This window comes from Comamonas humi, from assembly GCF_054782535.1.
Map to the genome: position 1 here is coordinate 158,192 of NZ_BAAGSH010000008.1, position 25,559 is coordinate 183,750.

The 25,559-nt window shown below is 68.2% G+C and carries 25 protein-coding genes; 9 read left to right on the plus strand and 16 right to left on the minus strand.

The features are described from left to right. The first annotated feature begins 22 nt into the window (after positions 1 to 22). The 3 genes from rdgB to ACYVKR_RS10630 all read left to right on the plus strand — a co-directional run bounded on the left by rdgB (position 23) and on the right by ACYVKR_RS10630 (position 3,304). Positions 23 to 637: an RdgB/HAM1 family non-canonical purine NTP pyrophosphatase gene (gene rdgB, locus ACYVKR_RS10620; RefSeq protein ID WP_460480860.1), complete on the plus strand. Its 615-nt coding sequence runs from the start codon at positions 23 to 25 to the stop codon at positions 635 to 637. Beyond that, a complete protein-coding gene (gene hemW / locus ACYVKR_RS10625) occupies positions 634 to 1,881 on the plus strand; it encodes a radical SAM family heme chaperone HemW (RefSeq protein WP_460480861.1) in 1,248 nt (415 codons plus the stop codon). The genes rdgB and hemW overlap by 4 nt, the downstream gene beginning before the upstream one ends. Before the next feature lie 169 nt (positions 1,882 to 2,050). Next, positions 2,051 to 3,304: an MFS transporter gene (locus ACYVKR_RS10630; RefSeq protein ID WP_460480862.1), complete on the plus strand. Its 1,254-nt coding sequence runs from the start codon at positions 2,051 to 2,053 to the stop codon at positions 3,302 to 3,304. Positions 3,305 to 3,346: 42 nt separating this feature from the next. On the opposite strand, the gene ACYVKR_RS10635 is transcribed toward ACYVKR_RS10630, so the two are convergent. The 8 genes from ACYVKR_RS10635 to ACYVKR_RS10670 all read right to left on the minus strand — a co-directional run bounded on the left by ACYVKR_RS10635 (position 3,347) and on the right by ACYVKR_RS10670 (position 12,850). Then, positions 3,347 to 4,102, minus strand: a complete 756-nt coding sequence (locus ACYVKR_RS10635; RefSeq protein WP_460480863.1) for a hypothetical protein — start codon at positions 4,100 to 4,102, stop codon at positions 3,347 to 3,349. 10 nt (positions 4,103 to 4,112) lie between these two features. Continuing rightward, positions 4,113 to 6,467, minus strand: a complete 2,355-nt coding sequence (locus ACYVKR_RS10640) for a CHASE2 domain-containing protein (RefSeq protein ID WP_460480864.1) — start codon at positions 6,465 to 6,467, stop codon at positions 4,113 to 4,115. Positions 6,468 to 6,482: 15 nt separating this feature from the next. After that, entirely contained in the window at positions 6,483 to 8,189 is a 1,707-nt protein-coding gene (locus ACYVKR_RS10645) for a FecR family protein (RefSeq protein ID WP_460480865.1), read from the minus strand. 95 nt (positions 8,190 to 8,284) lie between these two features. Beyond that, positions 8,285 to 8,986 (minus strand): response regulator transcription factor, encoded by a 702-nt coding sequence (locus ACYVKR_RS10650; protein WP_460480866.1) that lies wholly within the window; start codon positions 8,984 to 8,986, stop codon positions 8,285 to 8,287. Between the two features lie 143 nt (positions 8,987 to 9,129). Continuing rightward, entirely contained in the window at positions 9,130 to 10,428 is a 1,299-nt protein-coding gene (locus ACYVKR_RS10655; protein WP_460480868.1) for a tryptophan--tRNA ligase, read from the minus strand. A 119-nt stretch (positions 10,429 to 10,547) separates the two neighbouring features. Next, positions 10,548 to 11,210 (minus strand): site-2 protease family protein, encoded by a 663-nt coding sequence (locus ACYVKR_RS10660; RefSeq protein ID WP_460480869.1) that lies wholly within the window; start codon positions 11,208 to 11,210, stop codon positions 10,548 to 10,550. A 130-nt stretch (positions 11,211 to 11,340) separates the two neighbouring features. Beyond that, the gene (locus tag ACYVKR_RS10665; protein ID WP_460480870.1) at positions 11,341 to 11,976 is read right to left on the minus strand and encodes an L-threonylcarbamoyladenylate synthase; all 636 of its coding nucleotides are present in this window, start codon (positions 11,974 to 11,976) and stop codon (positions 11,341 to 11,343) included. Positions 11,977 to 11,980: 4 nt separating this feature from the next. Further along, the gene (locus ACYVKR_RS10670) at positions 11,981 to 12,850 is read right to left on the minus strand and encodes a 3',5'-nucleoside bisphosphate phosphatase (protein WP_460480871.1); all 870 of its coding nucleotides are present in this window, start codon (positions 12,848 to 12,850) and stop codon (positions 11,981 to 11,983) included. 190 nt (positions 12,851 to 13,040) lie between these two features. On the opposite strand from ACYVKR_RS10670, the gene ACYVKR_RS10675 reads away from it, so the two are divergent. Genes ACYVKR_RS10675 through ACYVKR_RS10695 form a run of 5 tightly spaced genes read left to right on the plus strand, consistent with a single transcriptional unit; the run spans position 13,041 to position 16,513 of the window. Next, entirely contained in the window at positions 13,041 to 13,874 is an 834-nt protein-coding gene (locus ACYVKR_RS10675) for a type 2 periplasmic-binding domain-containing protein (RefSeq protein ID WP_460480872.1), read from the plus strand. 48 nt (positions 13,875 to 13,922) lie between these two features. After that, positions 13,923 to 14,588, plus strand: coding sequence for an amino acid ABC transporter permease (locus ACYVKR_RS10680; protein WP_460480874.1), 666 nt, complete (start codon positions 13,923 to 13,925; stop codon positions 14,586 to 14,588). Position 14,589: 1 nt separating this feature from the next. Continuing rightward, complete coding sequence (locus tag ACYVKR_RS10685; protein WP_460480875.1) at positions 14,590 to 15,360, plus strand: amino acid ABC transporter ATP-binding protein; 771 nt, start codon at positions 14,590 to 14,592, stop codon at positions 15,358 to 15,360. A gap of 26 nt (positions 15,361 to 15,386) precedes the next feature. Next, on the plus strand, positions 15,387 to 15,857 hold the full coding sequence (locus ACYVKR_RS10690) for an Lrp/AsnC family transcriptional regulator (RefSeq protein ID WP_460480876.1): 471 nt from the start codon (positions 15,387 to 15,389) through the stop codon (positions 15,855 to 15,857). Further along, positions 15,857 to 16,513: an aspartate/glutamate racemase family protein gene (locus ACYVKR_RS10695; protein WP_460480877.1), complete on the plus strand. Its 657-nt coding sequence runs from the start codon at positions 15,857 to 15,859 to the stop codon at positions 16,511 to 16,513. Before ACYVKR_RS10690 ends, ACYVKR_RS10695 begins: the two co-directional genes overlap by 1 nt. Before the next feature lie 765 nt (positions 16,514 to 17,278). On the opposite strand, the gene ACYVKR_RS10700 is transcribed toward ACYVKR_RS10695, so the two are convergent. The 6 genes from ACYVKR_RS10700 to sigJ all read right to left on the minus strand — a co-directional run bounded on the left by ACYVKR_RS10700 (position 17,279) and on the right by sigJ (position 22,128). Beyond that, a complete protein-coding gene (locus ACYVKR_RS10700; protein WP_460480878.1) occupies positions 17,279 to 18,058 on the minus strand; it encodes an ABC transporter ATP-binding protein in 780 nt (259 codons plus the stop codon). Between the two features lie 2 nt (positions 18,059 to 18,060). After that, a complete protein-coding gene (locus ACYVKR_RS10705) occupies positions 18,061 to 18,774 on the minus strand; it encodes an ABC transporter permease (RefSeq protein ID WP_460480879.1) in 714 nt (237 codons plus the stop codon). Continuing rightward, a complete protein-coding gene (locus tag ACYVKR_RS10710) occupies positions 18,771 to 19,457 on the minus strand; it encodes an ABC transporter permease (protein WP_460480880.1) in 687 nt (228 codons plus the stop codon). The genes ACYVKR_RS10705 and ACYVKR_RS10710 overlap by 4 nt, the downstream gene beginning before the upstream one ends. 54 nt (positions 19,458 to 19,511) lie before the next feature. Continuing rightward, on the minus strand, positions 19,512 to 20,282 hold the full coding sequence (locus ACYVKR_RS10715; protein ID WP_460480881.1) for a type 2 periplasmic-binding domain-containing protein: 771 nt from the start codon (positions 20,280 to 20,282) through the stop codon (positions 19,512 to 19,514). Between the two features lie 114 nt (positions 20,283 to 20,396). Continuing rightward, the gene (locus ACYVKR_RS10720; protein WP_460480882.1) at positions 20,397 to 21,158 is read right to left on the minus strand and encodes a type 2 periplasmic-binding domain-containing protein; all 762 of its coding nucleotides are present in this window, start codon (positions 21,156 to 21,158) and stop codon (positions 20,397 to 20,399) included. A gap of 91 nt (positions 21,159 to 21,249) precedes the next feature. Then, entirely contained in the window at positions 21,250 to 22,128 is an 879-nt protein-coding gene (gene sigJ / locus ACYVKR_RS10725; protein ID WP_460480883.1) for a sigma-70 family RNA polymerase sigma factor family protein, read from the minus strand. A 159-nt stretch (positions 22,129 to 22,287) separates the two neighbouring features. On the opposite strand from sigJ, the gene ACYVKR_RS10730 reads away from it, so the two are divergent. After that, positions 22,288 to 22,959: a 7-cyano-7-deazaguanine/7-aminomethyl-7-deazaguanine transporter gene (locus ACYVKR_RS10730; RefSeq protein ID WP_460480884.1), complete on the plus strand. Its 672-nt coding sequence runs from the start codon at positions 22,288 to 22,290 to the stop codon at positions 22,957 to 22,959. 271 nt (positions 22,960 to 23,230) lie between these two features. Here the strand turns inward: ACYVKR_RS10730 and ACYVKR_RS10735 are convergent, their stop codons facing one another. Together ACYVKR_RS10735 and ACYVKR_RS10740 are read right to left on the minus strand one after the other, a co-directional pair. Then, positions 23,231 to 24,232 (minus strand): aromatic ring-hydroxylating dioxygenase subunit alpha, encoded by a 1,002-nt coding sequence (locus ACYVKR_RS10735; protein ID WP_460480885.1) that lies wholly within the window; start codon positions 24,230 to 24,232, stop codon positions 23,231 to 23,233. A 58-nt stretch (positions 24,233 to 24,290) separates the two neighbouring features. After that, positions 24,291 to 25,439, minus strand: coding sequence for a BMP family ABC transporter substrate-binding protein (locus ACYVKR_RS10740; protein ID WP_460480886.1), 1,149 nt, complete (start codon positions 25,437 to 25,439; stop codon positions 24,291 to 24,293). Between the last annotated feature and the right edge of the window lie 120 nt (positions 25,440 to 25,559).

Consider the following 25,559-nt stretch of genomic DNA (forward strand, 5'->3'; position numbering starts at 1 on the left):
GCAGATGCACACAATGGTTCCCATGAAAGTCGTACTCGCTTCCAACAACCCCGGAAAACTCGCCGAACTCCAGGCCATGATGCAGCCGCTGGGCATAGAACTGGTGCCCCAGGGCCAGCTGATGCAGGGCGAGGCGCCCGAGCCCTATGGCACCTTCCTCGAGAACGCCCTGTCGAAGGCGCGCTTTGCCGCCGAGCACACCGGGCTGCCGGCGATCGCCGACGATGCCGGGCTGTGCGTGCAAGCCTTCGGCGGCCTGCCGGGGGTGGACACGGCGTACTACTGCACGCAGTTCGGCTACGAGAAGAGCGACGAGAACAATGTGCGCGCGCTGCTTGAGCAGATGCAGGGCGTGCAGGACCGCCGTGCCGCCATGGTGAGCACCCTGGTGGCCGTGCGCCACCCGCGCGACCCCGAGCCGCTGGTGGCCGTGGGCCGCGTGGCCGGGCTGATCGCCACCGAGCGCACCGGCACGGGCGGCTTCGGCTTCGATCCGGTGATGTGGATTCCCGCGCTGGGCAAGACCTTTGCGCAGATGGCGCCCGAGGTCAAGCACGCGCACAGCCACCGCGGCCGCGCAGTGCAGCAGATGATGGCCTTGCTGCGCGAGCGCTGGCTGGATGAGGCCGCGGCATGAGCGATTCAAAAATAATAGCTATTGGCGCAGAAGGGGAGCGCGCTGTAGCCCAAAAAGACATACAGCACTACATGCGCCCGGGCACCTTGCAGCTCGGCAGCCTGCCGCCGCTGTCGCTGTACGTGCACCTGCCATGGTGCCTGCGCAAATGCCCGTACTGCGACTTCAACTCGCACGAGTGGCGCGGCCAGGGCGGCGAGGTGCCGGAGCAGCGCTATGTCGATGCGCTGATCGCCGACGTGGAGCAGGCGCTGCCGCTGATCTGGGGGCGCTCCATCCACAGCATCTTCATCGGCGGCGGCACGCCCAGCCTGTTCTCGCCGCAGGCCATCGACCGCCTGCTGGCGGCGCTGCGCGCGCGGCTGCGCGTGGAGCCGGGCTGTGAGGTCACGCTCGAGGCCAACCCCGGCACCTTCGAGAAGGACCGCTTCCGCGCCTTTCGCGCGGCCGGCGTCACGCGGCTGTCGATCGGCGTGCAGAGCTTCGACGACCGCTTTTTGCAGGCCCTGGGCCGCGTGCACGACCGCGCGCAGGCATTGGCTGCGGTGGAAGAGGCTGCGGCCGCGTTCGACACCTTCAACCTCGACGTGATGTACGCGCTGCCCGGCCAGAGCGTGGCCGATCTGCGGCAGGACATGGCCACCGCGCTGTCGCTCGCGCCGCCGCACCTGTCGGTCTACCACCTGACCATCGAGCCCAACACCTATTTCGCCAAGTACCCGCCCATCGTGCCCGAGGACGACACGGCCTACGAGATGCTGGATGCCATCACCGAGATGACCGCCGCCGCGGGCCTTTCGCGGTACGAGGTGTCGGCCTATGCCAAGGCCGGGCACCAGAGCGTGCACAACGGCAACTACTGGTCCTTCGGCGACTACCTGGGCATTGGCGCGGGCGCGCACGGCAAGCTCAGCTTCGCGCACCGCATCGTGCGGCAGGTGCGCTTCCGCGATCCGGCGCGCTACATGGAGCAGGCGCTGGCCGGCCAGCCGGTGGCGCGGGAAGAGGAAGTCAAACGCGCCGACCTGCCGTTCGAGTTCATGCTCAATGCGCTGCGCCTGCGCGAAGGCTTTGCGCTGCAGGATTTCATGGAGCGAACCGGCCTGCCGCTGTCCGCCATCGAGGCGCCGCTGGCGCGGGCGCAGCAGCAGGGCCTGATCGAGCGCGACTGGCAGCACGTGCGGGCCACCGAGCGCGGCTTCGACTTCCTCAGTGACCTGCAGGAGCTGTTCCTGGCCGACTGATGCCGACGTGGACGCCGGCCCATTAGTCCGATGGCGCCACTGGGGTTTCACGGTGTAACGACAATACGCTGCCCCGCCCCCTGGTCAGACCCCCGCAGGCCCCTGCGCCTTGCGGCCCGTACCTGCGCGCGCGGCGCTGATTCCCTCTATCCCCTCTGGAAAGTTCTCGATGCAAAACGCGTCTCTCGATGCAGGCTTGGCCGCGCCCCCGCAAGAAGTCAACGGCTATGGCTGGAAGGCCCTGGCCGGCTCGGCGGTGGGCTATGCGATGGACGGGTTCGACCTGCTGATCCTGGGCTTCATGCTGCCCGCCATCAGCAAGGACCTGGGCCTCACCCCCGGCCAGGCCGGCGCGCTGGTGACCTGGACCCTGGTGGGCGCGGTGGCCGGCGGCATCATCTTCGGCGCGCTCAGTGACCGCTTCGGCCGGGTGCGGGTGCTGACCTGGACCATTGTGCTGTTCGCCGTCTTCACCGGCATGTGCGCCTTTGCGCAAGGCTACTGGGATTTGCTGGTCTACCGCACCATCGCCGGCATCGGCCTGGGCGGCGAGTTCGGCATCGGCATGGCGCTGGCCGCCGAGGCCTGGCCGGCGCGCTACCGCGCCCGCGTGTCGTCGTATGTGGCGCTGGGCTGGCAGGTGGGCGTGCTGGGCGCCGCGCTGCTCACGCCGCTGCTGCTGCCGCTGATCGGCTGGCGCGGCATGTTCCTGGTAGGCGTGATCCCGGCCTTCGTCGCCTGGTTCATCCGCAACCGCCTGCACGAACCCGAGGTCTTCGTGCGCCGCGAGCGCCAGGCGGGCACCCGCGGGCAGTCGCTGGCCCAGTCCTTCCGGCTGCTGGTCAAGGACCGCGCCACGGCCAAGGTCAGCGCGGGCATCGTGGTGCTGACCTCGGTGCAGAACTTCGGCTACTACGGCATCATGATCTGGATGCCCGCCTACCTGTCGAACAAGCTGGGCTTCAACCTGACCAAGTCGGCGCTGTGGACGGCGGTGACCATCATCGGGATGATGGTCGGCATCTGGATCTTCGGCCAGCTCGCCGACCGCGTGGGCCGCAAGCCCAGCTTCCTCCTGTTCCAGGCCGGCGCCGCCGTGATGGTGCTGGTGTATTCGCAGCTCACCGACGCCACGGCCATGCTCTGGGCCGGCGCGCTGATGGGCCTGTTCGTCAACGGCATGATGGGCGGCTTCGGCGCGCTGATGTCCGAGGCCTACCCCACCGAGGCCCGCGCCACCGCGCAGAACGTGCTGTTCAACCTGGGCCGCGCCGTCGGCGGCTTCGGCCCGGTGGTGATCGGCGCGCTGGCCGCGCAGCATTCCTTCCAGGTGGCGATCGCGCTGCTGGCCAGCATCTATGTCATCGACATGGTTGCCACGGCAGCCCTGGTGCCGGAGCTGCGGGGCAAGGCGCTCAATTGATGCGAAATCGGCCTCTAGGGCAGATGTAGCAAGCGCCAAGTGCTATTGTTTTGATATTCTTCGCCGGGTCGCGGCCTGCACGGCCAGCGAGACGGCCGCCGCGCCGGCAAAGCCGGCGGCCGTGCCCCAGCGGGGCAGCAGCACCGCGAGCACCAGGCAGAACGCCAGGAACGAATACAGGCCGGTGGCCATGCTCCGCAGCAGCACGGCCGCAAACGCCGCGCCTTGCGCGCGGTGCGAGAAGACCGCCAGCACGCTGCCCAGCACCGGGAAGACGGCCAGCAGGCCGCTCCAGCGCGGGCCCAGCGTCGTTGCGACCAGCGTGACTCCCAGGGTCAGCAGGGCGCCGGCCAGCATGCGCAGCGCCATTTCCGACCGCCCCAGGTGGTGGCCGGCCCCGGCGCTGGAGATGGCCGGAAAGGCATGGGGCGCCAGCAGCAGCGCCGCCAGCGCGATGAGCGCAGAGACCGCTACGGAGTCCGGTGCCCGGGCCAGCAGCGTGGCGGCCGCGAGCCAGGCCGCCATGCCACCGAGCAGCGCCCCGGGCCAGCGAAAGCGCTGGCAGCCATGCGCATAGGCCACGCTGAACGAGACCGAGGCCAGGATGGCGGCAAGCGCCGCCGAGGCCGCACCGGCGGCGAACTGCGGCCCTTGCTCCAGCGCCAGGAAGTACAGGATGGGCCCGGCGACCAGTGGCAGTCCGGCCAGCCAGCCGGCAATGGGTGCGCCCCAGCGCTTGCCCGCCAGCGAGACCAGCAGCAGGAAGGCGGGGACCAGCAGGAGTTTCAGCAACAGCATGGAAGGTGGTTCAGGGACTGTCGGGGGCAGCGGCATGGCGCGGCAGGTACACGCTGAAGCAGCTGCCCTGGCCGACCGTGCTCTGCACCGCGATGCGCCCCTGGTGGCGCTGCACCACGGTGTGCACGAAGGACAGCCCGAGGCCTATGCCCCCGGCCTGCGGCAGCGACTGCTGGTGGAAGCGCTGGAACGGCTGGAACAGCCGCTGCAACTGCTCCGGTTCCATCCCCAGGCCCTGGTCGCAGATGCGGATCACCCAGCAGCCGCGGTCCGCACCTTCGCCAGCGGCCAGGCTGCATTCCACCGTGGTGCCCGCCGGGCTGTACTTGATGGCATTGCCGATCAGGTTGACCAGGCTGCGGTGCAGCAGCGCGCGGTCGCCCAGGCAGAGCATGGGCTCGGCCGCCTGGCTTGGCGGATCGATGTGCTGCACGCTGATCTGCTTGTCGGCCGCAGGGGCCCAGCAGTCGTCCACCGCGGCCTGCAGCACGTCCAGCAGGTCCACCGGCTCGCGGCGGTAGGTCTGGCTCTGGGCGCTGGCCAGCTGCACGAAGCTCTCGGCCATGTCCAGCGACTGCGCGGCCAGGCGCTCGATCTTGCGGTGCAGCTCGGCGGCGTCCATGCGGCCGGGAAAGGCGCGCTCCATCTCCAGCAGCGTGATGATGGAGGACTGCGGCGCGCGGAAGTCGTGCGAGATGAAGCGCAGCGCCTGGTCGCGCTGCTCGGTGGCCTTGTGCAGCTCGGTCAGGTCCACCAGCATCACCAGCCAGCCCTCGGGCGCGGGGTTGGAGAAGGGCTGGCTCAACACCAGCCAGGGCTGCTGTTTGCGGTCCAGCGCCTCGAACTCGGCCGGCAGGGCCCGCAGGTCGGCGGCGTCGCGGATCTGCAGCGCCTCGCCGGTCTCTTTGAAGTGCATGTCCTCAAAAATGTGAGCTATATGCGCAAGTGGGGCAAGCGGTACACCCATTTTTTGCATATAGACCGAGGCGGCCTGGTTGCGCAGCGTGACCAGCCCCTGCGGATTGACGACCAGCGTGGGCGACGGGATCTGGCGCAGTGTGTCGCTGACGAAGCCGTGCATCTGGCGCAACTGCTGCGTGGCGCTTTCCACGGCGTTGATGCGCCGGTCGAGGAAGTCGTCGCGCAACGTGCGTGCGGGCGCGCCGGCGCCGGGCGGCGGCGTGCCCTCCATGTCCTGGCGCAGCAGCTGCATCTCCTGCTGCAGGAACGAGGCCGCGGCGCTGAGCCGGCGCCAGCTCCACAGCGGGTAGATCAGGGCCAGGCCCAGCAGGGCCGCCGCGGGGACCAGCTGCAACTGCAGGTAGGAGCGCGCCGCAAAGCTGAGGAGCAGCAGCGCCGCGATCAGCGCCCACTGCGCCAGCAGTCCGAGCATGGGGCTGAAGAAGGCGATGGCCAGCAGGGCCAGCAGCAGGAAGAGGAGGCTGACGCCGGTGTTGGCGAACGGCGAGGCCTCGGTGACGTGCAGGCCGGCGAGCTGCGCGTCAAGCGCATGCGCGATCAGCTCGACGCCGGCGATGTGGCGCGACGAGGGGCGCGCCGGCGTGGCGAAGAAGTCGCCCATGCCCGACGCGGTGGCACCCACCAGCACGTACTTGCCGCGCAGCGCGTCGGGGGCGATTCGGCCCTGGAGCACGGCCTCGGCGGAGTAGACGGGGTAGGGCTGCTCGCCGCGCGCGAACGACAGGATCTCGGGCTGCCTCTGCACCCAGCTGCTGCCGGGCGCGGGCGGCGCGTGGCCGCGGCAGGCGGCCAGCGGCCGGCCGCCGGCGCACAGCAGGGCCATGCCGAAGTGCGGCCAGGGCCCGGTGTCCTCGCCCATGACGCCAAAGTAGCGCCGGATGACGCCGTCTTCGTCCACGCTGACATTGACATGCCCCAGCTGCCGCGCGGCATTGCGCAGCGCCGCGATGGGCAGCTCGGCGCCGGCGTCCACGCCGGTCATGCGCCAGTCCACGGGCAGCACCACGTTGCCGGCGCGGGCGATGGCCGCGGCCAGCAGCGCGTCCTCCTGCGGGGCCGCGGTGTCGCGCTCGTTGAACAGCACGTCCATGCCGATAGCGCGTGGCTGCTGCTGCGCGATGGCATCGATGAGCCGCGCATGGACCGAGCGGCGCCAGGGCCAGCGCCCCAGGTCCTGCAGGCTGGCGTCGTCGATGGCCACGATGGCGATGTCGCCGCTGGCCGGGCGAGCGCTGATCCAGCCGGCCACGTCCTGCACCAGCCGGTTCAGCACGCGGGGTTTGCCGGCATGGGCCGCCCAGGCCACGCAGACGGCGAGCAGCAGGGCCAGCAGGCCCCATTCGGTCCAGCGGGTCTGGGTACGGCTCAGCGGCAGGCGGCGCATGCGGGCGTCGCTGGCCTAGCGCGGGCTTTGCACCGGCTTGCCGTCGCGTGTGCGTATCACCAGGTTGCCGTCGCCGCCGGTGGCGATCAGCGACTTGACGCTGAGCTTGCGTGGCTCGGAGTACTTGCTCTTGAGCCCGGAAGGGTCGAGCACCTGGATGCGCACGTAGTAGTCACCGGGCGCGAGCTGCTCCGAGGTCCAGCGCGGCTGCTCGAGGCGCGCCTCGGTCACCGCGCCGTCGAACTGCGCGCTGGGCGAGAGCTGCAGGTTGAACTGCTGGCCGGCCTCGGCGGGCCAGGAAAGCTGCAACTGCTGCGACATGGCCGCATCGCCCACGCCCAGGCTGTCGGCGCCCAGGCTTGGCGGGTTCCGGCCGGCGCGGAAGGCCTGCGGCTTGGCGAATGGGCCCTGGTCGAGGCTGCCGTCGCCCAGGCGGCGGATGGTGGCGGCGCGCCAGAAGTAGTTGCCTGCCGGCAGACCCTGCAGGCCGCTGTTGCAGCGCTCGAGCTGCTGGAAGTCCTTGAGCGGTTGCGTGAACTGCGCATCGGCCGCCACCTGGATGCGGTAGGCCACGATGCCCGCGCCGCCTTCGGTGCAGACCAGCTCGCCGTCGTCGGTGCCGATCAGGCCCTGCGGCGCAGGGCTCTGGTACAGCGGCGGCACCGGGTGGGCCTTGACCTTGATGGCGCGCACGGCGGGGCGGCCCGGAATGTCCTGGGCGTCCAGCGCCCGCGCGGCCACGTAGTAGCTGCCGTCGGGCACGGCGGGCATGGTGGCCGTGGGCTGCGCAAAGTTCTTGCGGTAGACGAGCTGCTGCAGCGCCTCGTCGCGGGCCACGGCCACCTGGTACTGCCTGGCGCCGCCCACGGCGCCCAGGCGCACGGTGAGGAAGTCCGCGTCCTCGAAGACGGCGGGGTTGTCCTGCAGGCCGGGCGCATCGAGCTGGCGCACGACGGAGCCCGCCTTGCCATCGGCACCCACGGCCAGGCCCGAGCCGGCCGCCACGGCCGCGGGCCGCGCGGCGTGGGCGGCATTGACCGCCACCACGCCCTGGTCCACCGCGGTCACGGCACTGCCGCTGTCGGTCAGTTGCACCGAGAAGCGGGTGCCGCGCACGCTGGTCGTGGCCAGCGGGGTCTTGATGTCGAAGCGGCGCTTGGTCCGGCCCTCGGAAGGGTTCACGGCCGAGTCCACGCCGCCTTTCTTCAGCTCGATGACCGACTGCTGCGCCTGGCTGCGCTGGTTCTGCCGCAGCTGCTGCAGGTGCAACTGCGAGTTGGCGGCGATCTGCACGTGGCTGCCGTCGGACAGCTTCAGCGTGGCGTTGCTGTTGTCGGCAACCTCGATGTCGTCACCCTCGGTCAGCGTCATGCCCACGGCCAATGGCTGCCAGGGCTGCTGCGCGCCCGAACGCGTCTGCGCCGTGCCCTGCAGGTGCTCGACGGTGGCGTTCTGGTAGCCGATGAGCGCCTTGGGGATGAGGATCACCGAGCCTACGGGCAGCTGGCGCGGGTTGCGCACGCTGTTCACGCGGCCCAGCTCGGGCCATTGCTGCGGGTCCTGCAAATAGCGTTGGGCGATGCGCTGCAGCGTGTCGCCGGGTTGCACCACATGCTGCAGGTCGGGTAATTGGTCCGCCGATGCCGCAAGCGCCGGCAGCGGGGTCCACGCATACCAGGCCAGGCACAGGCTGGCGTATATCGGCGAACGTGTTGCTCTCAAGATCATCTCCAGTCTGGGCGCCATTGTAAAAAACAAAGCCAATGCATGCATGCATTGGCTGTTTGCTATGGGCTGGCCGAATGTTATTGGCTTTTTCAGGCTGGCTCGGGCGTGGCCTTCACGGCTTCGAAGCGGTAGCCCACGCCGTAGACGGCGTTGATGACATAGCCGTGGTCGGGGCGCAGGTCGAGCAAGGTGCGCAGGCGCGAGACATGGGTGTCGAGCGAGCGCGAGATCACGTCGGAGTTCTGGCCCCAGATGATTTCGCGCAGGTGGTCGCGCGACAGCAGCCGGCCCATGTTCTGGAACAGGAAGAGCGCGAGGTCGTACTCGCGGTTCTTCAGCTCGATGACCTGGCCATCCACCTCCAGCACGCGCGACTCGGTCATGAACTTGTAGCGCCCGAACTCCAGCGTGCCGGTGGTGGAGGCCGGGTAGGCGCGGCGCAGCAGGGCGCGCACGCGGGCCACCAGCTCGGACACGCGCAGCGGCTTGACCATGAAGTCGTCGGCACCCGACTCCAGCCCCTCGACCACGTCGGCCTCGGCCTGGCGGTTGGTGATGAACAGGATGGGCAGTTCCTTGCTGATGGTGTCGCGGATGCGGCGCACGATCTCGGGGCCGGAGAGGTCGGGCAGGTTCCAGTCGATGATCAGCAGGTCGTAGGTTTCGCGGCGCAGGTCCTTGAGCAGGGCGGTGCCGGTGGTGTGGTTCGTGCAGGCGTGGCCCTCCGCCGCCATGGTCTGCGACAGCATCTCCAACTGCACGGGATCATCGTCCAACGCCACTACTCGCATAGCATCCTCTCTAAGGCCAGCTGGCCGCGCTCATGGCAAAGCCGCACATGATACGAATTATGAATATCCAACAACAATCTCACAAGGATATACGAGTCCCGCGCACCCGCGCGCCAAGTGCCTGTCGGACGGGGCCGGTATCTTCATTTCTGCGCGGCATCGGCCAGGGCCTGCAGCGCCTGCTGCACGTCGTCGGCCGTATAGCCATCGCCCACCTGCACCGCATGCGCTAGCGCCGCGAGCTGGCCGGGCTGCTCGCGCAGCTGCGCGATCATCAGGCCGGCGTCGCGCGGCGCGGCAAAGCCGTTGCTCTGCAGCAGCACGCCGCCGTCGTGGTCGACGAGCTTGAAGTAGAACTGGCCATCCGCCTCGCGGTACTGCTTGAACGCGGCGTTGCCCACCTTGGCCTTGGCGGCCGGCGCGGCGGCAGCGGCCACCTGCAGCGGGCGCAGGCCCACGGCATGGCGCAGCTCGCGCAGCAGCGGCGTGGCGTGGGCGCGGGCCTTTTCCGCGCCCTGGCGCAGCGCTTGCTCGACCTGCTCGGGGTGGGCCATCAGCTCTTCGTAGCGGGCGCGCAACGGTGCGATCTCGCGGTCGATGCGCTCGAACAGCATGGCCTTGGCGTCGCCCCAGGCAATGCCGTCGGCGTAGGCCTGGCGCAGCTGCGCGGTTTCATCCAACGAGGCGAAGGCCTGGTAGATCTGGAACAGCGCCGAGCCTTCGACTTCCTTGGGCTCGCCGGGCGCGCGCGAGTCGGTGACCAGGCCGCCGATCAGCTTGCGCAACTGCTCGCGCGGCGTGAACACCGGGATGGTGTTGTTGTAGCTCTTGCTCATCTTGCGGCCGTCGAGGCCGGGCAGCGTGGCCACGGCTTCCTCGATCACGGCCTCGGGCAGCGTGAAGAATTCGCCGTAGAGGTGGTTGAAGCTCGACGCCATGTCGCGCGCCATCTCGATGTGCTGGATCTGGTCGCGGCCCACCGGCACCTTGTGCGCGTTGAAGGCCAGGATGTCGGCGCCCATCAGCACCGGGTACATGAAGAGGCCCGCGGAGACGCCGTCGTCGGTGTCACGGCCGGCCTCGGCGTTCTTGTCCTGCGCGGCCTTGTAGGCGTGGGCGCGGTTGAGCAGGCCCTTGCCGGTGACGCAGGTGAGGAACCAGGTCAGCTCGGGGATCTCGGGCACGTCGGACTGGCGGTAGAAGGTGACGCGCGCCGGGTCCAGCCCCGCGGCCAGCCAGCTGGCCGAGATCTCCAGCGTCGAGCGGTTCACGCGCTCGGGCTCCTGGCACTTGATCAGCGCGTGGTAGTCGGCCAGGAAGTAGAAGCTCTCCACGCCGGGGTTCAGGCTGGCCTGCACCGCGGGGCGGATCATGCCGGCGTAGTTGCCCAGGTGCGGCGTGCCGGACGGGGTGATGCCGGTCAGGAAGCGGGTTTTCTGCATAGGATAGTCAGGCGATTTTCTTGAAAAAGTGAGCTGCTTGCGCTTGTCTGGCAATGGTTTTCAATATTTTTCTGTTTGAAACCTAGATGTGACGAGCGCTGGCAGCTATGTTTTTGTGATTACAGCAGCCACGAGAAAGGCGTCAGCACCAGGCCGATGACCAGGTTGCCGAGCTTGAGCAGCGGGCGCATCCACACGGTGCTGACCACGCCGGCGATCACCAGGCCCATGACGATGAAGAAGCCGTAGGGCTCGATGCGCGCCACGACCGACGCTGGCTTGTAGGGCAGCAGGCCGACCAACACCCGGCCGCCGTCGAGCGGCGGCAGCGGGAACAGGTTGAAGGCCCACATCACCAGGTTGACCAGCACGCCGGCCTGCGCCATGCGCAGGAAGAAGGGCTCGTCCACGCCCGCCACGCTGAGGATGCCGAAGACCACGGCCCAGGCTATGGCCTGCAGGAAGTTAGACGCCGGGCCGGCCAGCGCCACCCAGACCATGTCGCGCTTGGGATTGCGCAGGTTGCCGACCTGCACCGGCACTGGCTTGGCGTAGCCGAAGACGAAGCTGCCCGAGGTGGCGAAGTACAGCAGCAGCGGCATGGCGATGGTGCCGATGGGGTCGATGTGCTTGAGCGGGTTGAGCGTCAGGCGCCCCATCATCGCTGCGGTGTCGTCGCCGAAATGGCGCGCGGCATAGCCGTGGGCGGCCTCGTGCACGGTGATGGAGAAGAGCACCGGCAGGGCGTAAATCAGGATGGTCTGGATCAGGTCTGCGTTCACGGGGCTATTGTCGCAAAGGTTGGTGGCGGCCTGCGCCGGGGCAGGGCCGTTTTTATAAGGGCATTGGCCTGCGGCGCCGGCCGGGTGGGCGTGCGCAGCTATTTTTCGGGAAGCACGGGCGGCCCGGAATTCACAGGCCGAGCGCCGCCAGCGGGCCGCGCCCTTCGCGCACCACCACCGGCGCCCCGCCCGAGGACATGGGCGTCAGGTCGAGGATGGTGGTGGGCTCCAGCGGGCAGGGGCCGGCGTCGACCACCAGCTCGATCTGCGACTCGAAGCGCTCGCGGATCTCCTGCGGGTCGTTCAAAGGCTCGGTCTCGCCGGGCGGGATCAGCGTGGTCGACAGCAGCGGCTCGCCGTGCAGCTCCAGCAGCATCAAGAGGCCCTTGCGGTCGGGCACGCGCAGGCCGATGGTCTTGCGCGACGGGTGGCTGATGCGGCGCGGCACTTCCTTGGTCGCGTCGAGGATGAAGACGTAGGGGCCGGGCGTGCCCAGCTTGAGCAGGCGGAACTGCGAGTTGTCCACCATCGCGTAGTTGGCCAGCTCCGACAGGTCGCGGCACAGCAAAGTGAGCATGCGCTTCTCGTCGATCTGGCGGATGCGGCGCAGCCGGTCCACGACCTGCTTGTTGTCGAGCTGGCAGACGAAGGCGTAGCTGGAGTCGGTGGGGACGGCGAGGATGCCGCCGGCCTTGAGCATGGCGGCGGCCTGCTTGAGCAGGCGCGGCTGCGGGTTGTCGGGGTGGACTTCGAAATACTGTGCCATGTCGTCAATGCAAAGGGGCGGATGGCGTGATGATGCGCGGGATCAGTGCATCCCAGACGGCGGGCAAACCCGCGGGCAGCGGCGGCAGCGCGCCGAAGTCGGTGTGCGACTCGGTGGGGCTGTGGAAGTCGCTGCCGCGCGAGGCGTACAGGCCGAACTCGCGCGCCATGCCGGCGTAGGTCTGGTACTCGTGCGGCAGGTGGCTGCCGCAGACCACCTCCACGCCCAGGCCGCCGTGGTTCTTGAACTCGGAGAACAGCGCGAACTCCTCGGTGGGCGTGAAGCCATAGCGCGCCGGGTGCGCGATCACCGCCATGCCGCCGGCCTCGGTGATCCAGCGCACCGCATCACCCAGCCGGGCCCAGCGGTGCGGCACGTAGCCGGGCTTGCCTTCGTTGAGGTAGTGGCGGAAGACCTCGTAGGTGTCGCGGCAGACCTTGGCCTCGACGAGGAAGCGCGCGAAGTGCGTGCGCGAGATCAGCTCGGGGTTGCCCACATGGGCCAGCGCGCCTTCGTAGGCACCGGGGATGCCGGCCTGGGCCAGGCTCTCGGCCATCTCGCGGGCGCGCCGCTCGCGCCCGCCGCGCGTGGCGGCGAGGCCCTGGCGCAGCGCCTCGTCGCGCCAGTCGACGCCCAGGCCGATGATGTGCACCGTGGTCTCGATGAAGGTGACCGAGATCTCGACGCCCGAGAGGAAGGGCAGCCCGAGCTGGGCGGCGGCCTGCGCGGCGCGGTCGAGGCCACCGATCTCGTCGTGGTCGGTCAGCGCCCACAGCGTCACGCCGCGCGCATGGGCGCGCTGCGCCAGCGCCTCGGGGCTGAGGGTTCCGTCCGAGACGGTGGAGTGGCAGTGGAGGTCGGCGTTGTCGTACATACGGAACTGGTCATTCTAGACCCTGGCGTCGGGCTATCGCTGTCGCCGGAATGATGAGAAATCTAGGTGACACTTGCCGAAGTGACTGCGCAATCGGGCTATGTGGCGGGACTACACTGTGGTTTTTTCGTTGTCATCGGGCGGTCTGGCGGCAGGTGTTGCGGGTCCGGCGCCTTCTCAGGAGAGCAATATGTTGTCGATCAAGCAATGGGTGCGCGCCACCGTCATCGCCACTGCCGCCGTGGCCGCGGCATCGGCCGCGCTGGCCGACGAGACCGCGATGGAACGCGTGCAGCGCACCAAGGAACTGCGCGTGGGCGCCATCGCCGGGGCGATTCCCTACTTCAGCAAGGACATCGTCACGCAGAAGTGGGAAGGCTTCGGCCCCGACTTCGGCGAGAGCCTGGCCCAGAAGCTCGGCGCCAAGGTGAAGTTCGTCGAGACCACCTGGGGCAACGCGGTGCTGGACCTGCAGGCGAACAAGATCGACGTGATGTTCGCGCTGGCGCCCACGCCGCAGCGCGAGGAGGTGGTGGGCTTCTCCAAGCCGCTCTTGAACAACACCTTCACGGCGGTTTGCAAGAAGGGCTTCCCGGCCGTCAAGAGCTGGGAGCAGTTGGACAACCCGAACACCAAGGTCGTGGTCGACGTGGGCTCGAACCAGGACCAGTTCGCCACCCGCGCGCTGCCCAAGGCCAACATCGCGCGCCTGGATACGTCTGGCGCGGCAACCATGTCGGTGCAGACCGGCCGCTCCGACTGCCAGGTGCTGGTGGTGCTGCTGTCACAGCCGCTGATCGCCAAGCGCCCCGACGTGGGCTCGGTCTACATCCCGCAGCCCATCCAGACCGCCAACACCAACGTTGGCGTGCGCAAGGAGGCCGACAAGGCCTTCGTGAACGCGATCAACGCCTGGCTGGACGAGTCGCGCGCCAAGGGCGAGATCCAGTCCGTGGTGCTGAAGAACATGGAAAAGCTCGCCGGCGTGAAGCCCGAGAGCTTCCCCAAGGAAGTGAAGTTCTGACCGTTGTGAGCGCGCGGGGCCTGGCCCCGCGTGCGGGGATGTGTGTCTATGTATGAATGGGACTTTGCCTCGCTGTGGAAGTACCGCACGCTGCTGATCGGGGGCATCGGCTACACGCTGCTGTTCACTGTGATCTGCGTGATCGGCGGGCTGGCGATCGGCATGGTGGCGGGCATGGGGCGGCTGTCGCGCCACAAGTGGGTGGCGGCGCCGATGCGTGCCTATGTCGAGGTGTTCCGCTGCACGCCGGTGCTGGTGCAGCTGGTGTGGTTCTACTACGCGCTGCCGGTGCTGACCGGCATCGAGATGACCGCGCCGGTGGCGGCGGCGCTGTGCCTGTCGCTGTATGGCGGGGCCTTCTATTCCGAGATCATCCGCGGCGGCATCATCTCCACCGACGTGGGCCAGACCGAGGCCGGCCAGGCGCTGGGCATGACGCGCGGCCAGGTGATGCGCCGCGTGGTGCTGCCCCAGGCCTTCCGCAAGATGGTGCCGCCGCTGGTGAGCCAGTCCATCATGCAGCTCAAGAACACCTCGCTGCTGTCGGTGCTGGCCGTGCCCGACCTGCTGTACCAGGGCCAGGTGATCGCGCACGACACCTACCGCCCGCTGGAGGTCTACACCTTCATCGCGGTGGCGTATTTCATCATCCTGTTCCCGATCACGCTGTGGGCCAAGCGGCTGGAGCATGGCGAGGCCAAGGGAGAGCACTGAGATGGGCGAGCCACTGATCCGCATCCGCGGCTTGAAGAAATCGTTCGGCGCCAACACGGTGCTCAAGGACATCTGCCTGGACGTCGAGCGCGGCCAGGTGGTGGCGCTGATCGGGCCCTCGGGCTCGGGCAAGTCCACGCTGCTGCGCTGCATCAACCTGCTCACCGTGCCCGATGGCGGCGAGATCCGCGTCGATGCGCAGGCGCTGTCCTTCGGCGGAGCCGCGCCGCAGCTGCCGTCCGACAAGGTGCTGGCAGGCTTTCGCGCGCGCACCGGCATGGTGTTCCAGCACTTCAACCTGTTCCCGCACATGACGGTGCTGGGCAATGTGATGGAAGGCCCGGTCACGGTGCTGCGCGTGCCCAAGGCCGAGGCCGAGCAGCGCGCGCTGGCGCTGCTCGCCAAGGTGGGCCTGGCCGAGCGCGCGCACATGATGCCCGACAAGCTCTCGGGCGGGCAGAAGCAGCGCGTGGCCATCGCCCGCGCACTGGCCATGCAGCCCGGCGTGATGCTGTTCGACGAGGCCACCAGCGCGCTCGACCCCGAGCTGGTGGGCGAGGTGCTGCAGGTGATCCAGTCGCTGGCAGAGGGTGGCATGACCATGATCCTGGTGACGCACGAGATCGCCTTCGCCCGCGAGGTGGCCGACAAGGTGGTCTTCATGCGCGACGGCGTGGTGGTCGAGGAAGGCCCGCCGGTGCAGGTGATAGACAACCCGCAGCAGGAAGCGACGCGCAGCTTCCTGGGCCGCATCATTGGCCACGCTGCATAAGCAAGAGGATGGGAGAGAGTGTTTCCATGGATCTGAGACTGGATGAGGTCGACCGTCGCCTGCTGGCGCTGCTGCAGGCCAATGCCCGCGAATCCACCGCGCTGCTGGCGCGCAAGATGAACCTGGCGCGCACCACCGTGGTGGCGCGCATCGCGCGGCTCGAGAAAGAGGGCGTGATCGCCGGCTACGGCGTGCGCCTGGGCGCGCGGCTGGAGCAGTCCGCCGTGCGCGCCTACTGCGGCATCAGCGTGATGCCGAAGATGGCGCAGTCGGTGATGAAGGTGCTGGAGGGCTTTCCCGAGGTCGAGGAGGTCTCGGCCGTCTCGGGCCAGCACGACTACATGATCTTTTTGCGCTGCGACTCCAACGAAAAGCTCGACGCGCTGCTCGACCGCATCGGCCTGATCGAGGGCATCCGCCAGACCTACACCTCGGTGGTGCTCAGCCGCAAGATCGACCGGCGCGGCGCCATTGCCGCACCTTCGGAATCCGTTTGATGCGGCCCTTCCTCGGCATCCTGATGCTCGACACGCGCTTTCCGCGCCCGCTCGGCGATATCGGCAATGCGGGGACGTGGGAGCAGCTGGGCGTTCCGGTGCGCATGCAGGTGGTGCAGGGCGCCTCGCCGGCCAAGATTGTGCAGCAGGCCGCGCCCGAGTTTGCCCAGCCCTTCGTGCGGGCCGCGCAGGCGCTGGTGGAGCAGGGCGCCGCGATAGTCTCGACCAGCTGCGGCTTCCTGGCCGCTTACCAGGACCTGCTGCAGGGCAGCGTCCCGGTGCCGGTGGTCAGCTCCAGCCTGCTGCAGTGCCAAGATCTGGAATCGCCCGGCGTGGTCACGATCTCGGCCGCCAGCCTCACGCCCGCCATCCTGGCCGCGGTGGGGGTGCCGGCGGGCACGCCGGTGCAGGGCGTGGAGGTGGACTGCGAGTTTCACCGCCGCATTCTGCGCAACGAGACCGAGCTGGACGTGGCCGAGGCCGAGCGCAACGTGGTCGACGCCGCACTGGCCCTAGTGGCGCGCCACCCCGAGGTGCGCAGCCTGGTGCTGGAGTGCACCAACATGCCGGTCTATCGGGAGGCCGTGGCGCGGGCTACGGGGCGGGAGGTGCATGACATCGTGAGTCTGCTGGAGCGGCGCTGGGCGGGGTTGTGAGCTTGCTGGGTTCTCTGCTTGAATTGGCTGAGACTTTATTTCCAGGAGCCGGGATGTGCGCCCGGCGGCGCAGTAACTTTCTTTTGCTTCGCCAAAAGAAAGTCACCAAAGAAAAGGCGACCCTGCTGTCCGTGACCCCAGCGCCTGGAGGCGCTGGGGCAACCTGCGATGCTCGGGCGCGGGGCCTGCTGCGGAACTCGACTGCGCGCGCCAAGGCGCGCTCCGCTCGGACAACCGCAGCAAGTCAGACCACGAAGCATGCGCGCTCCGACGCGCATGCGGCCCCGCGCCCTGTGCTTCTCGGCACGGACAGAAGGGAACCCAGACAGCCACACGGGCCATCGCTGCGCTCGGCCCCCAAGTGCAAGGCCGAGCGCAGCGATGGCCCGAATAACCCCCTTCTGTATGCGCCTGTGGCGTGGCGTTTGCGGGGTGGCATGCGCGTCGGAGCGCGCATGCTTCGTGGTCTGACTCGCCGCGGTTGTCCGAACGGAGCGCCTTTGGCGCGAAGAGAGTTCTGCGGCGCACCCCGCAAACGTCATGCCGCAGGTTGCCCCAACGCAAGGCGTTGGGGTCGCAGACAGCAGGGGCGCTTTCTTTGCCTACTTTCTTGCGCGGGCAAGAAAGTAGGTCGCCCGCCGGGGCGAGTCCCGGTCTCTGTCCTTAAAACAAAAACAATAGCTGCCAGCGCTCGTCATACAAGGGTTTCAAATGAAAAACCATTTGAAACCCTTAAGCAGCAAGCGCCAGCAGCTATGCTTTTGATTACTTGAGATTGCCCGACAGGAACCTGGCCAGCCGCTCGCTCTTCGGACTGGTGAGCACTTCTCGCGGATGCCCCTGTTCCTCGATCAGCCCCTGGTGCAGGAAGATCACGTGGTTCGACACTTCGCGGGCGAAGCCCATCTCGTGCGTCACCACCAGCATGGTGCGGCCCTGCTGCGCCAGCACCTGCATCACGCGCAGCACCTCGCCGACCAGCTCCGGGTCGAGCGCGCTGGTTGGTTCGTCGAACAGCATCACCTCCGGCTCCACCGCCAGCGCGCGGGCGATCGCCACGCGCTGCTGCTGGCCGCCGCTCATGTGGCCGGGGTAGGTGTCCTCGCGGCCCTCCAGGCCCACCAGCTGCAGGTACTTGCGGGCGCGCGCCACCGCTTCGTTGCGGGGCAGGCCCAGCACATGCACCGGCACCTCGATGATGTTCTGCAGCACCGTCATGTGGGCCCACAGGTTGAAGTGCTGGAACACCATGGCCAGGCGCGAGCGCAGGCGCTGCAGCTGGCGCTGGTCGGCCGCCTGCAGCGCGCCATCGCGGCCGGGGCGCAGCTGCAGCTCCTCGCCGGCGACCACGATGCGGCCCTGCTGCGGCTGCTCCAGCAGGTTGATGCAGCGCAGGAAGGTGCTCTTGCCCGAGCCCGAGCTGCCGATGATGCTGATCACGTCGCCGGCGCAGGCGTTGAGCGAAACGCCCTTGAGCACTTCGTTGCTGCCGTAGCGCTTGTGGATGTCCAGCGCCTGGAGTTTGTAGGGGGTGTTGCTTGTCATGGTCATGCCTTGCGCGGTGCCAGGTAGCCCAGGTAGCGGCGCTCCAGCAGGCGGCAGCCGCCGATCAGGCTGAAGGTGATGCACAGGTAGATGGCCGCCGCGAAGAGGTAGGCCTCGAACGGCAGGTAGAAATCGGAATACACGCGGCTGGCCGCGCCGGTCAGGTCCAGCAGCGACGGCACGGTGCTCGCCAGGCTGGAGCTGTGCAGCATCATCACCACCTCGTTGCCGTAGGCCGGCAGCATGCGGCGGATGGCGCTGGGCAGCACGATGCGGCGCATCAGCTGCCAGTGGCCCATGCCCATGGCGCGCGCGGCCTCGACCTCACCCTTGTGGGTCTCGCGGATCGCGCCGGCCAGCATCTCGGCGGTGTAGGCGGCGGTGTTCAGGCTGAAGGACAGCAGCGCGCAGAAGAAGGGCTCCTTGAACTGCGTCCAGGGCCAGACATCGTCCCAGCGCGCCTGCACCCATTCGAGCTGGGCGAAGCCGTAGTAGATCAGGTACACCTGGATCAAGAGCGGCGTGCCGCGCATGAAGTAGGTGAAGGCCGCCACCGGCAGCCGGATGGCCGCGGTGCGGCTGACCAGCGCCAGCGCCATCAAGAGCGCCAGCACGGCGCCCACGGCCAGGCTGATGAGAGTCAGCTCCAGCGTCACGAGCAGGCCCTGCGCGTACATGGCCAGCGTGTCGGGCTCGAAGATCACGCTCCAGTTCATAGCTGCACCTTGTCCGTTCCGAGGCTGTAGCGCGCGGACAGGCGCTTGAGCAGTTGCAGCGACACGGCGGTGAAGACCAGGTACAGCGCCGCGGTGAACAGGAAGAACGCGAACGGCTCGCGCGCCGCCGCGCTGGCCTGCTTGGCCAGGTAGGTCATGTCATGCAGGCCGATCAGGCTGACCAGGGCCGTGGCCTTGATGAGCACCAGCCAGTTGTTGGTGAAGCTGGGCAGCGCGTAGCGCACCATCTGCGGCAGCGTGATGCGCACGAAGGTGCGCGCCGGGCCCATGCCGAAGGCCCAGGCGGCTTCCATCTGGCCCTTGGGGATGGCGAGGATGGCGCCGCGGAAGGTCTCGGTCATGTAGGCGCCGTAGATGAAGCCGATGGTCATCACGCCGGCGACGAAGGGGTTCAGGTCCACGCCCTGCTCGCTGCCCAGGAGCTCGAGCAGGTTGTTCAGGCCGATGGCGCCGCCGTAGAAGATCAGCAGCATCATCAAGAGCTCGGGAATGCCGCGCACCACCGTGGTGTAGCACGTGGCCAGCCAGACCAACGGGCGCCGGCCCGACAGCTTGGCCGCCGCGCCCGCGAGCCCGATCAGCGTGGCCACCAGCAGCGATGACAGCGACACCGCGACCGTGAGCAGTGCCCCGTGCAGGATCGAGTAATAGTATCCGCTCATAAGCTATGCAAGCCTGGCTGCGCGCGGCCCGGGGCCGCGCGGCGCCTCATGGCCTTATTGGCCGTAGGGGTCGAAGTCGAAGTACTTCTTGGCGATCTTGGCGTAGGTGCCGTTCTTGCGGATCGTGTCGATCGCCTCGTCGAGCTGCTGCTTGAGCTCCTTCTGGCCCTTGCGCATGGCGATGCCTATGCCTTCGCCGTAGTACTTCTCGTCGTACTGGTCGCGGCCCACGTAGCCGTAGTCCTTGCCCTCGGGCTTGCGCAGGAAGCCGCCGTTCACTTCCACCTTGTCGGCCACGGTGCCGTCGAGGCGGCCAGCCTGCAGGTCGAGGTAGACCTGGTCCTGCGACTGGTAGGCCACCACGTTCACGCCGGCGGGCTTGAGTTCGCCCAGGGCCCACTTTTCCTGTGTGCTGCCCTTGAGCACGCCGATCTTCATGCCCTTGAGCGAGGCCGGGTTGTCGTACTTGACGGTCTTCTTCACCACGATGGCGCTGGGCGTCTTGTAGTAGCGCTTGGTGAAGTCCACCACGCGCTGGCGCTCGGGGGTGATCGAGATCGAGCTGATGATGACGTCGAACTTCTTGGCCTGCAGGCCGGGGATCACGCTGTCGAACTCGGATTCGACGAACACGCACTTGCGCTTGAGCTGCTCGCACAGCGCGTTGGCGATGTCGATGTCGAAGCCGACGATCTCGCCCGACGGGGTCTTGTACTCGAAGGGCTCGTAGGCCGGGTTGGTGCCCACCCGCAGGTCGGCGGCCAGGGCGGAGCCGGCGAGGGTGGCCAACGTGGCAACGGCCACAGCCGTCAGCGATGCGCGCATGGTGATTCCTTGTGTTGGATGCTGGAGCGCCCGGCGGGGGAGCCGCGCCATGGCACGGCCGCCCCGGGGCGGTAAACCCGCTATTTTCGCCGCTTCTGGCCGCGGCGGCGGAATTTAATTCCCGTAGGGGTCGAAGTCGAAGTATTTCTTGGCCAGCGTGGCATAGGTGCCGTTGCCGCGGATGGCCTTGATCGCGTCGTTGACCTGCTTCTTCAGCTCGCCCTGGCCCTTGCGCATGGCGATGCCTATGCCATCGCCGTAGTACTTGGTGTCGTACTGGTCGGGGCCGACGTAGCCGTAGTCCTTGCCCTCGGGCTTGCGCAGGAAGCCGCCATGCACCTCGACCTTGTCGGCCACGGTGCCGTCCAGCCGGCCGGACTTGATGTCCAGGTAGACCTGGTCCTGCGCTTCGTAGGCCACGATGGCGGCGCCGGCGGGCTTGAGTTCGCCCATGGCCCACTTCTCCTGCGTGCTGCCCTTGAGCACGCCGATCTTCATGCCCTTGAGCGAGGCCGGGCCGTCATACTTGACCGTCTTCTTCACCACGATGGCGCTGGGCGTCTTGTAGTAGCGGTCGCTGAAGTCCACCACGCGGCGGCGCTCGTCGGTCATCGACATGGAGCTGACGATCACGTCGTACTTCCTGGCCTGCAGGCCAGGGATCATGCTGTCCCACACCTGCTCGACGAACACGCACTTGCGCTTGAGCTGCTCGCACACCGCCTTGGCGATGTCCACGTCGAAGCCCGTCAGCTCGCCGTTGGCGGTCTTGTAGGTAAAGGGTTCGTAGGTGGGGTCCACGGCCACCCGCAGGTCCGCCGCCAGGGCGGGGCCTGCCAGCGCGGCTGCGGCCAGGGCCATCAGTGTTTTACGCACGGTGTCTCCTTATGTCGCAAAAACAGGCGGCCATTGTCGGCCCTGGCGGCACCGGCCATGGGCGGGATGCCGGCGATCGCAGGGAAACTACTTACAGGCCGCGCAGCTTATCGGGGTTGAGGACCGAGTACACGCCGAGAATGTGCGTGCCGTCGGTCTCAAACGCCATCACCGAGCGCACCTCGCCGCCGGCATCGCGCAGCAGCAGCCCGGGTCCGCCGTTGACCTGCACCGGCTCGATGCGGTGCTGCTGGATGTACAGCCGCCACACGGCCACGGCCAGACGCGTGATGGCGCGCGGCCCGCGCAGCACCTTGCTGGCCGCGTTCACCTTGCCGCCGCCGTCGGCGGTCCATTGCGCATCCTCGGCGAACAGCGCCAGCAGCGCGCCATGGTCCTGCGTGCGCATGCCCTGCACGAAGCGCTCGATCAGCGCGCGCGAGGCCTCGGGCGTGGCGTGGAAGCGGGTCTTGCGCTGGCGCACCTGAGTGCGCGCGCGGTGCACGAGCTGGCGGCAGGCGGCCTCGCTCTTGCCCAGCACGGTGGCCACCTCGGGGTAGTCGCTGTCGAACACGTCGTGCAGCAGGAAGGCCGCGCGCTCGTCGGGGGACAGGCTCTCCAGCACCACCAGTAGCGCCACCGACAGGTCGCTGGCCAGCTCGGCGCGGGCGTCGGCGGGCGGGGCCGGCTCGGGGGCGATCCAGGGCTCGGGCAGCCAGGGACCGTCGTAGGCCTCGCGCTCGGTGCGGGCGGCACGCAGCCGGTCCACGCACAGCCGCGTCACGGTGGTCACCAGCCAGGCCTCGGCCGTGTGCACGCGCTCGAGCGGCGTGGCCTGCCAGCGCAGCCAGGCGTCCTGCAGCACGTCGTCGGCGTCGGCGCGGCTGCCGAGCATGCGGTAGGCCACGCCGGCCAGGCGCGGGCGGTGCTGCTGGAAGACGGTGGTGTGCGGGTCCATGGTGGAGTGCATTGTCGCGTTCATACCCCCAAGACGGGCGAGCGGGGCATTCTGTGACAGCCGGGGCGCAGAAAGGCCGCAATCGTATAATCACGGGTTATCCCGCATATCTGCGTTCTTTGCAGCTGCGGCCATGGGTTCCCTCGCCCCCATTCACCAAAAAGGATCATCATGATGCCTCTCCAGGCGCAGCCGTCGCGCGTGCCGTTCTACCTTTCGCTGCTGGTGGCGTTCCACATCGCCATCGTCATCGCCAGCAACTACCTGGTGCAGCTGCCCATCAACCTGCTGGGTTTCCACAGCACCTGGGGGGCGTTCAGCTTCCCGTTCATCTTCCTGGCCACCGATTTGACGGTGCGGCTGATTGGCAAGACGCCGGCGCGGCGCGTCATCACGCGCGCCATGCTGCCGGCGCTGCTGGCCTCGTACGTGGTCGGCGTGCTGTTCCACGAGGGCCGTTTCAACGGCCTGGGTTCGCTGGGCGACTTCAACGCCTTCGTGTTCCGCATCGCGCTGGCCAGCTTCGCGGCCTATGTGCTGGGGCAGCTGCTGGACATCCAGGTCTTCGACCGCATCCGCCAGAAAAGCCACGCCTGGTGGCTGGCGCCGGCTGCGGCCTCGGTGTTCGGCCAGGCGCTGGACACGGCGGCCTTCTTCGCCATCGCCTTCTGGCGCAGCGCCGATCCCTTCATGGCGGCGAACTGGGTGGAGATCGCGGTGGTCGACTACGTGATCAAGCTGGCCGTGAGTCTGCTGCTGTTCGTGCCGGCCTATGGCGTGGCGCTGGCGGCCATCGTGCGCACCATGCGCCAGAGCGCAGCGCCCGCGGTGGCGCTGCGCTGACTTAGAACGTGTTCACGATCTGTACGATGCCGCGCCAGCGCCTTTGCGGGATGGGATGCTAGGCGAGACACCGCAGCCATAGCTCTGCTATGGCGAGGATTCGCAACGCCGCAGACCGCCCGCAAAGGCACTGGCCCTCCGGGTTGGGTCGCCATCGGGCGATTGCTTCGCGCTGCGGCTGGCATGCACATGAGTGCATTGCCAGCCACATCGACTCGCACTCATCCCGATGGCGACCCAACGCGGCACCGTAGAGATCGTGAACACGTTCTTAGGCCAGCGTGCCGAAGCGGATGCCGCTGTCCGTGAGGTAGCGGCGGTAGGCGATGGACATGCGGTCGGCCGCGCAGGCCATTTCGGCCCCGGGCTGCAGCGGCAGGCGCTTGGGGCGCTGCGACTCGAGCACCGGCCGGTCCTGGCCGAAGATGGTGTCCTGGAAATCGATGAGCCGGGCATCCGGCGATTCGAAGTCGTTCATCGCCATGCGCGTCCAGGCCACGCTGGTTTCCTCGGTCACGGGGCAGACGAACATGGCGATCGCCTCGCGCATGCCTTCGATGGCGGTGGTGCCGGCCTCGGGCACCTTGGTCAGCACGGCCATGTAGGGCGCGGTGACTTCGTAGGTGTACTCCACCTGGGCGCCGCTCTCGGCGTGGATGGACGAGCGCGGTTGCCAGGCCAGGCAGCCCGTGGCCAGCACGCCGCGCTCGGTGCGCTCCACCTCGTACGGCGGAATGGCCGTGTGCTCGCGGCTGCCGAGCCAGTCCTCGTGCACGTAGCCGAAATGCGCCATATCGAGGAAGTTCTCGATGATGCGCGGTGCGCTGGTGTTGACGAAGTACGGGCCGCTGGTGGTCTTGCGCAGGCGCGGCTCGGATTCGGCTGCGAAAAGTGGCAGCGCATGCAGCGGCTGCGGCGCGCCCTCGGGCTCCTGCAGCCGCACCCACAGCATGCCGTAGGCCTCCTGCGCCGCGTAGCTGCGGGCGCAGTAGCGCGGGCCGGGCTGGAACTCCGGCGTCGCCGGTATGTGCGCGCACTGGCCGCTGCCCTCGAAGCGCCAGCCGTGGTAGGCGCATTCGAGCTGGCCCTGGCGCACGCGGCCCAGCGACAGGCGGGCGCCGCGGTGCGGGCATTGGTCCATCCAGGCATGGGCCTGGCCGGCGCCGTCGCGCCACAGCACGAGGTCTTCGCCCAGCAGGGTGGCGGCCAGGGGCTGGCCGCCCACGGCGTGGCTCAGGGCGACGGGATGCCACAGGGTACGTTCGAGTTGCATGGTGGGTTTTATAGGTCTGATTGGCTTGAAATGGCGCCAATGAAGCGCCAGCAGCTATTTATTTTGAAGTGGGCACGGCGCCGTCCACGCCCTTGACGAAGAAGTCGATGGCGCCCATCCAGGCGTCGTCGGCGCGCGCGCCGGCAGGCAGGCGCTCCTTGCCGGCGGTGTCCACCACGGGGCCGGTGAAGACGTCGAAGCTGCCGTCCTTCATCCGGCCCTTGATGGCTTCGACCTTGGCGCGCACCTCGGCGGGGATTCTGTCGGACAGCTTGATGAGGTCGTTCTGCCCCTCGGGCACGCCCCAGCGCGTGACCTGGCCGCCCTTCCAGCTGCCGTCCAGCACGCTCTTGACCGCCTTCAGGTAGTAGTGGCTCCAGTCGGCGATGCACGAGCCCAGGTGGGCGTTGCCGCCGAACGCGCTCATGTCCGAGTCCCAGCCGAAGGCCAGCTTGCCGGCCTTGTCCACGGCCTGGATGACGGCCGGCGAATCGGTGTTCTGCAGCAGCACGTCGGCGCCGCTGCCCAGCAGCGAGACGGCGGCCTCGGTCTCGCGCGGCGGGTCGTACCAGCTGTTGGTCCAGACCACCTGGGTCTTGATCTGCGGGTTCACGCTCTGCGCGCCCAGCGTGAAGGCATTGATGTTGCGCAGCACCTCGGGGATGGGCACCGAGCCCACGTAGCCCAGCTTGCCGCTCTGGCTCATGTGGCCCGCGATGATGCCGGCCAGGTAGGTGTCCTGGTAGAAGCGCGAGTCGTAGACGTTCAGGTTCTCGGCGGTCTTGTAGCCGGTGGCGTGCTCGAACTTCACCTGCGGGAATTCCGCCGCCACCTTGACCATGGCCTCCATGAAGCCGAAGCTGGTGCCGAAGATGAGGGTGTTGCCCTGGCTGATAAGGTCGCGCAGCACGCGCTCGGTGTCGGCGCCCTCGGGCACGCTTTCGATGAAGCTGGTGAGCACCTGGTCGCCCAAGGCGGCCTGGACGGCCTTGCGCCCCTGGTCGTGCGCATAGCTCCAGCCGGCGCTGCCGACGGGGCCGACATAGATCCAGGCGGCTTTCAACGGGCCTGCGGCCGTGGACGGAGCGGGCGTGGCGCCGGCCGGGGCCGCTGCATCCTTCTTGCCGCAGGCGGCCAGGCCGGTGGCGCCGAGCGCCGAGGCGGCGGCCAGGCGAAGCAGGTGGCGTTTGCGCAGATCGAGGTTCATGGGAGGCCTATATGCAGTGAAGGTGGAATTGGTGTGGCACGCAACTAGTATGCCAATCATGCCTGGGCGGGCGAAAAAAAAGCAACCGCCAGGCCAGAGGCCGGGCGGTTGCCTGGGGGC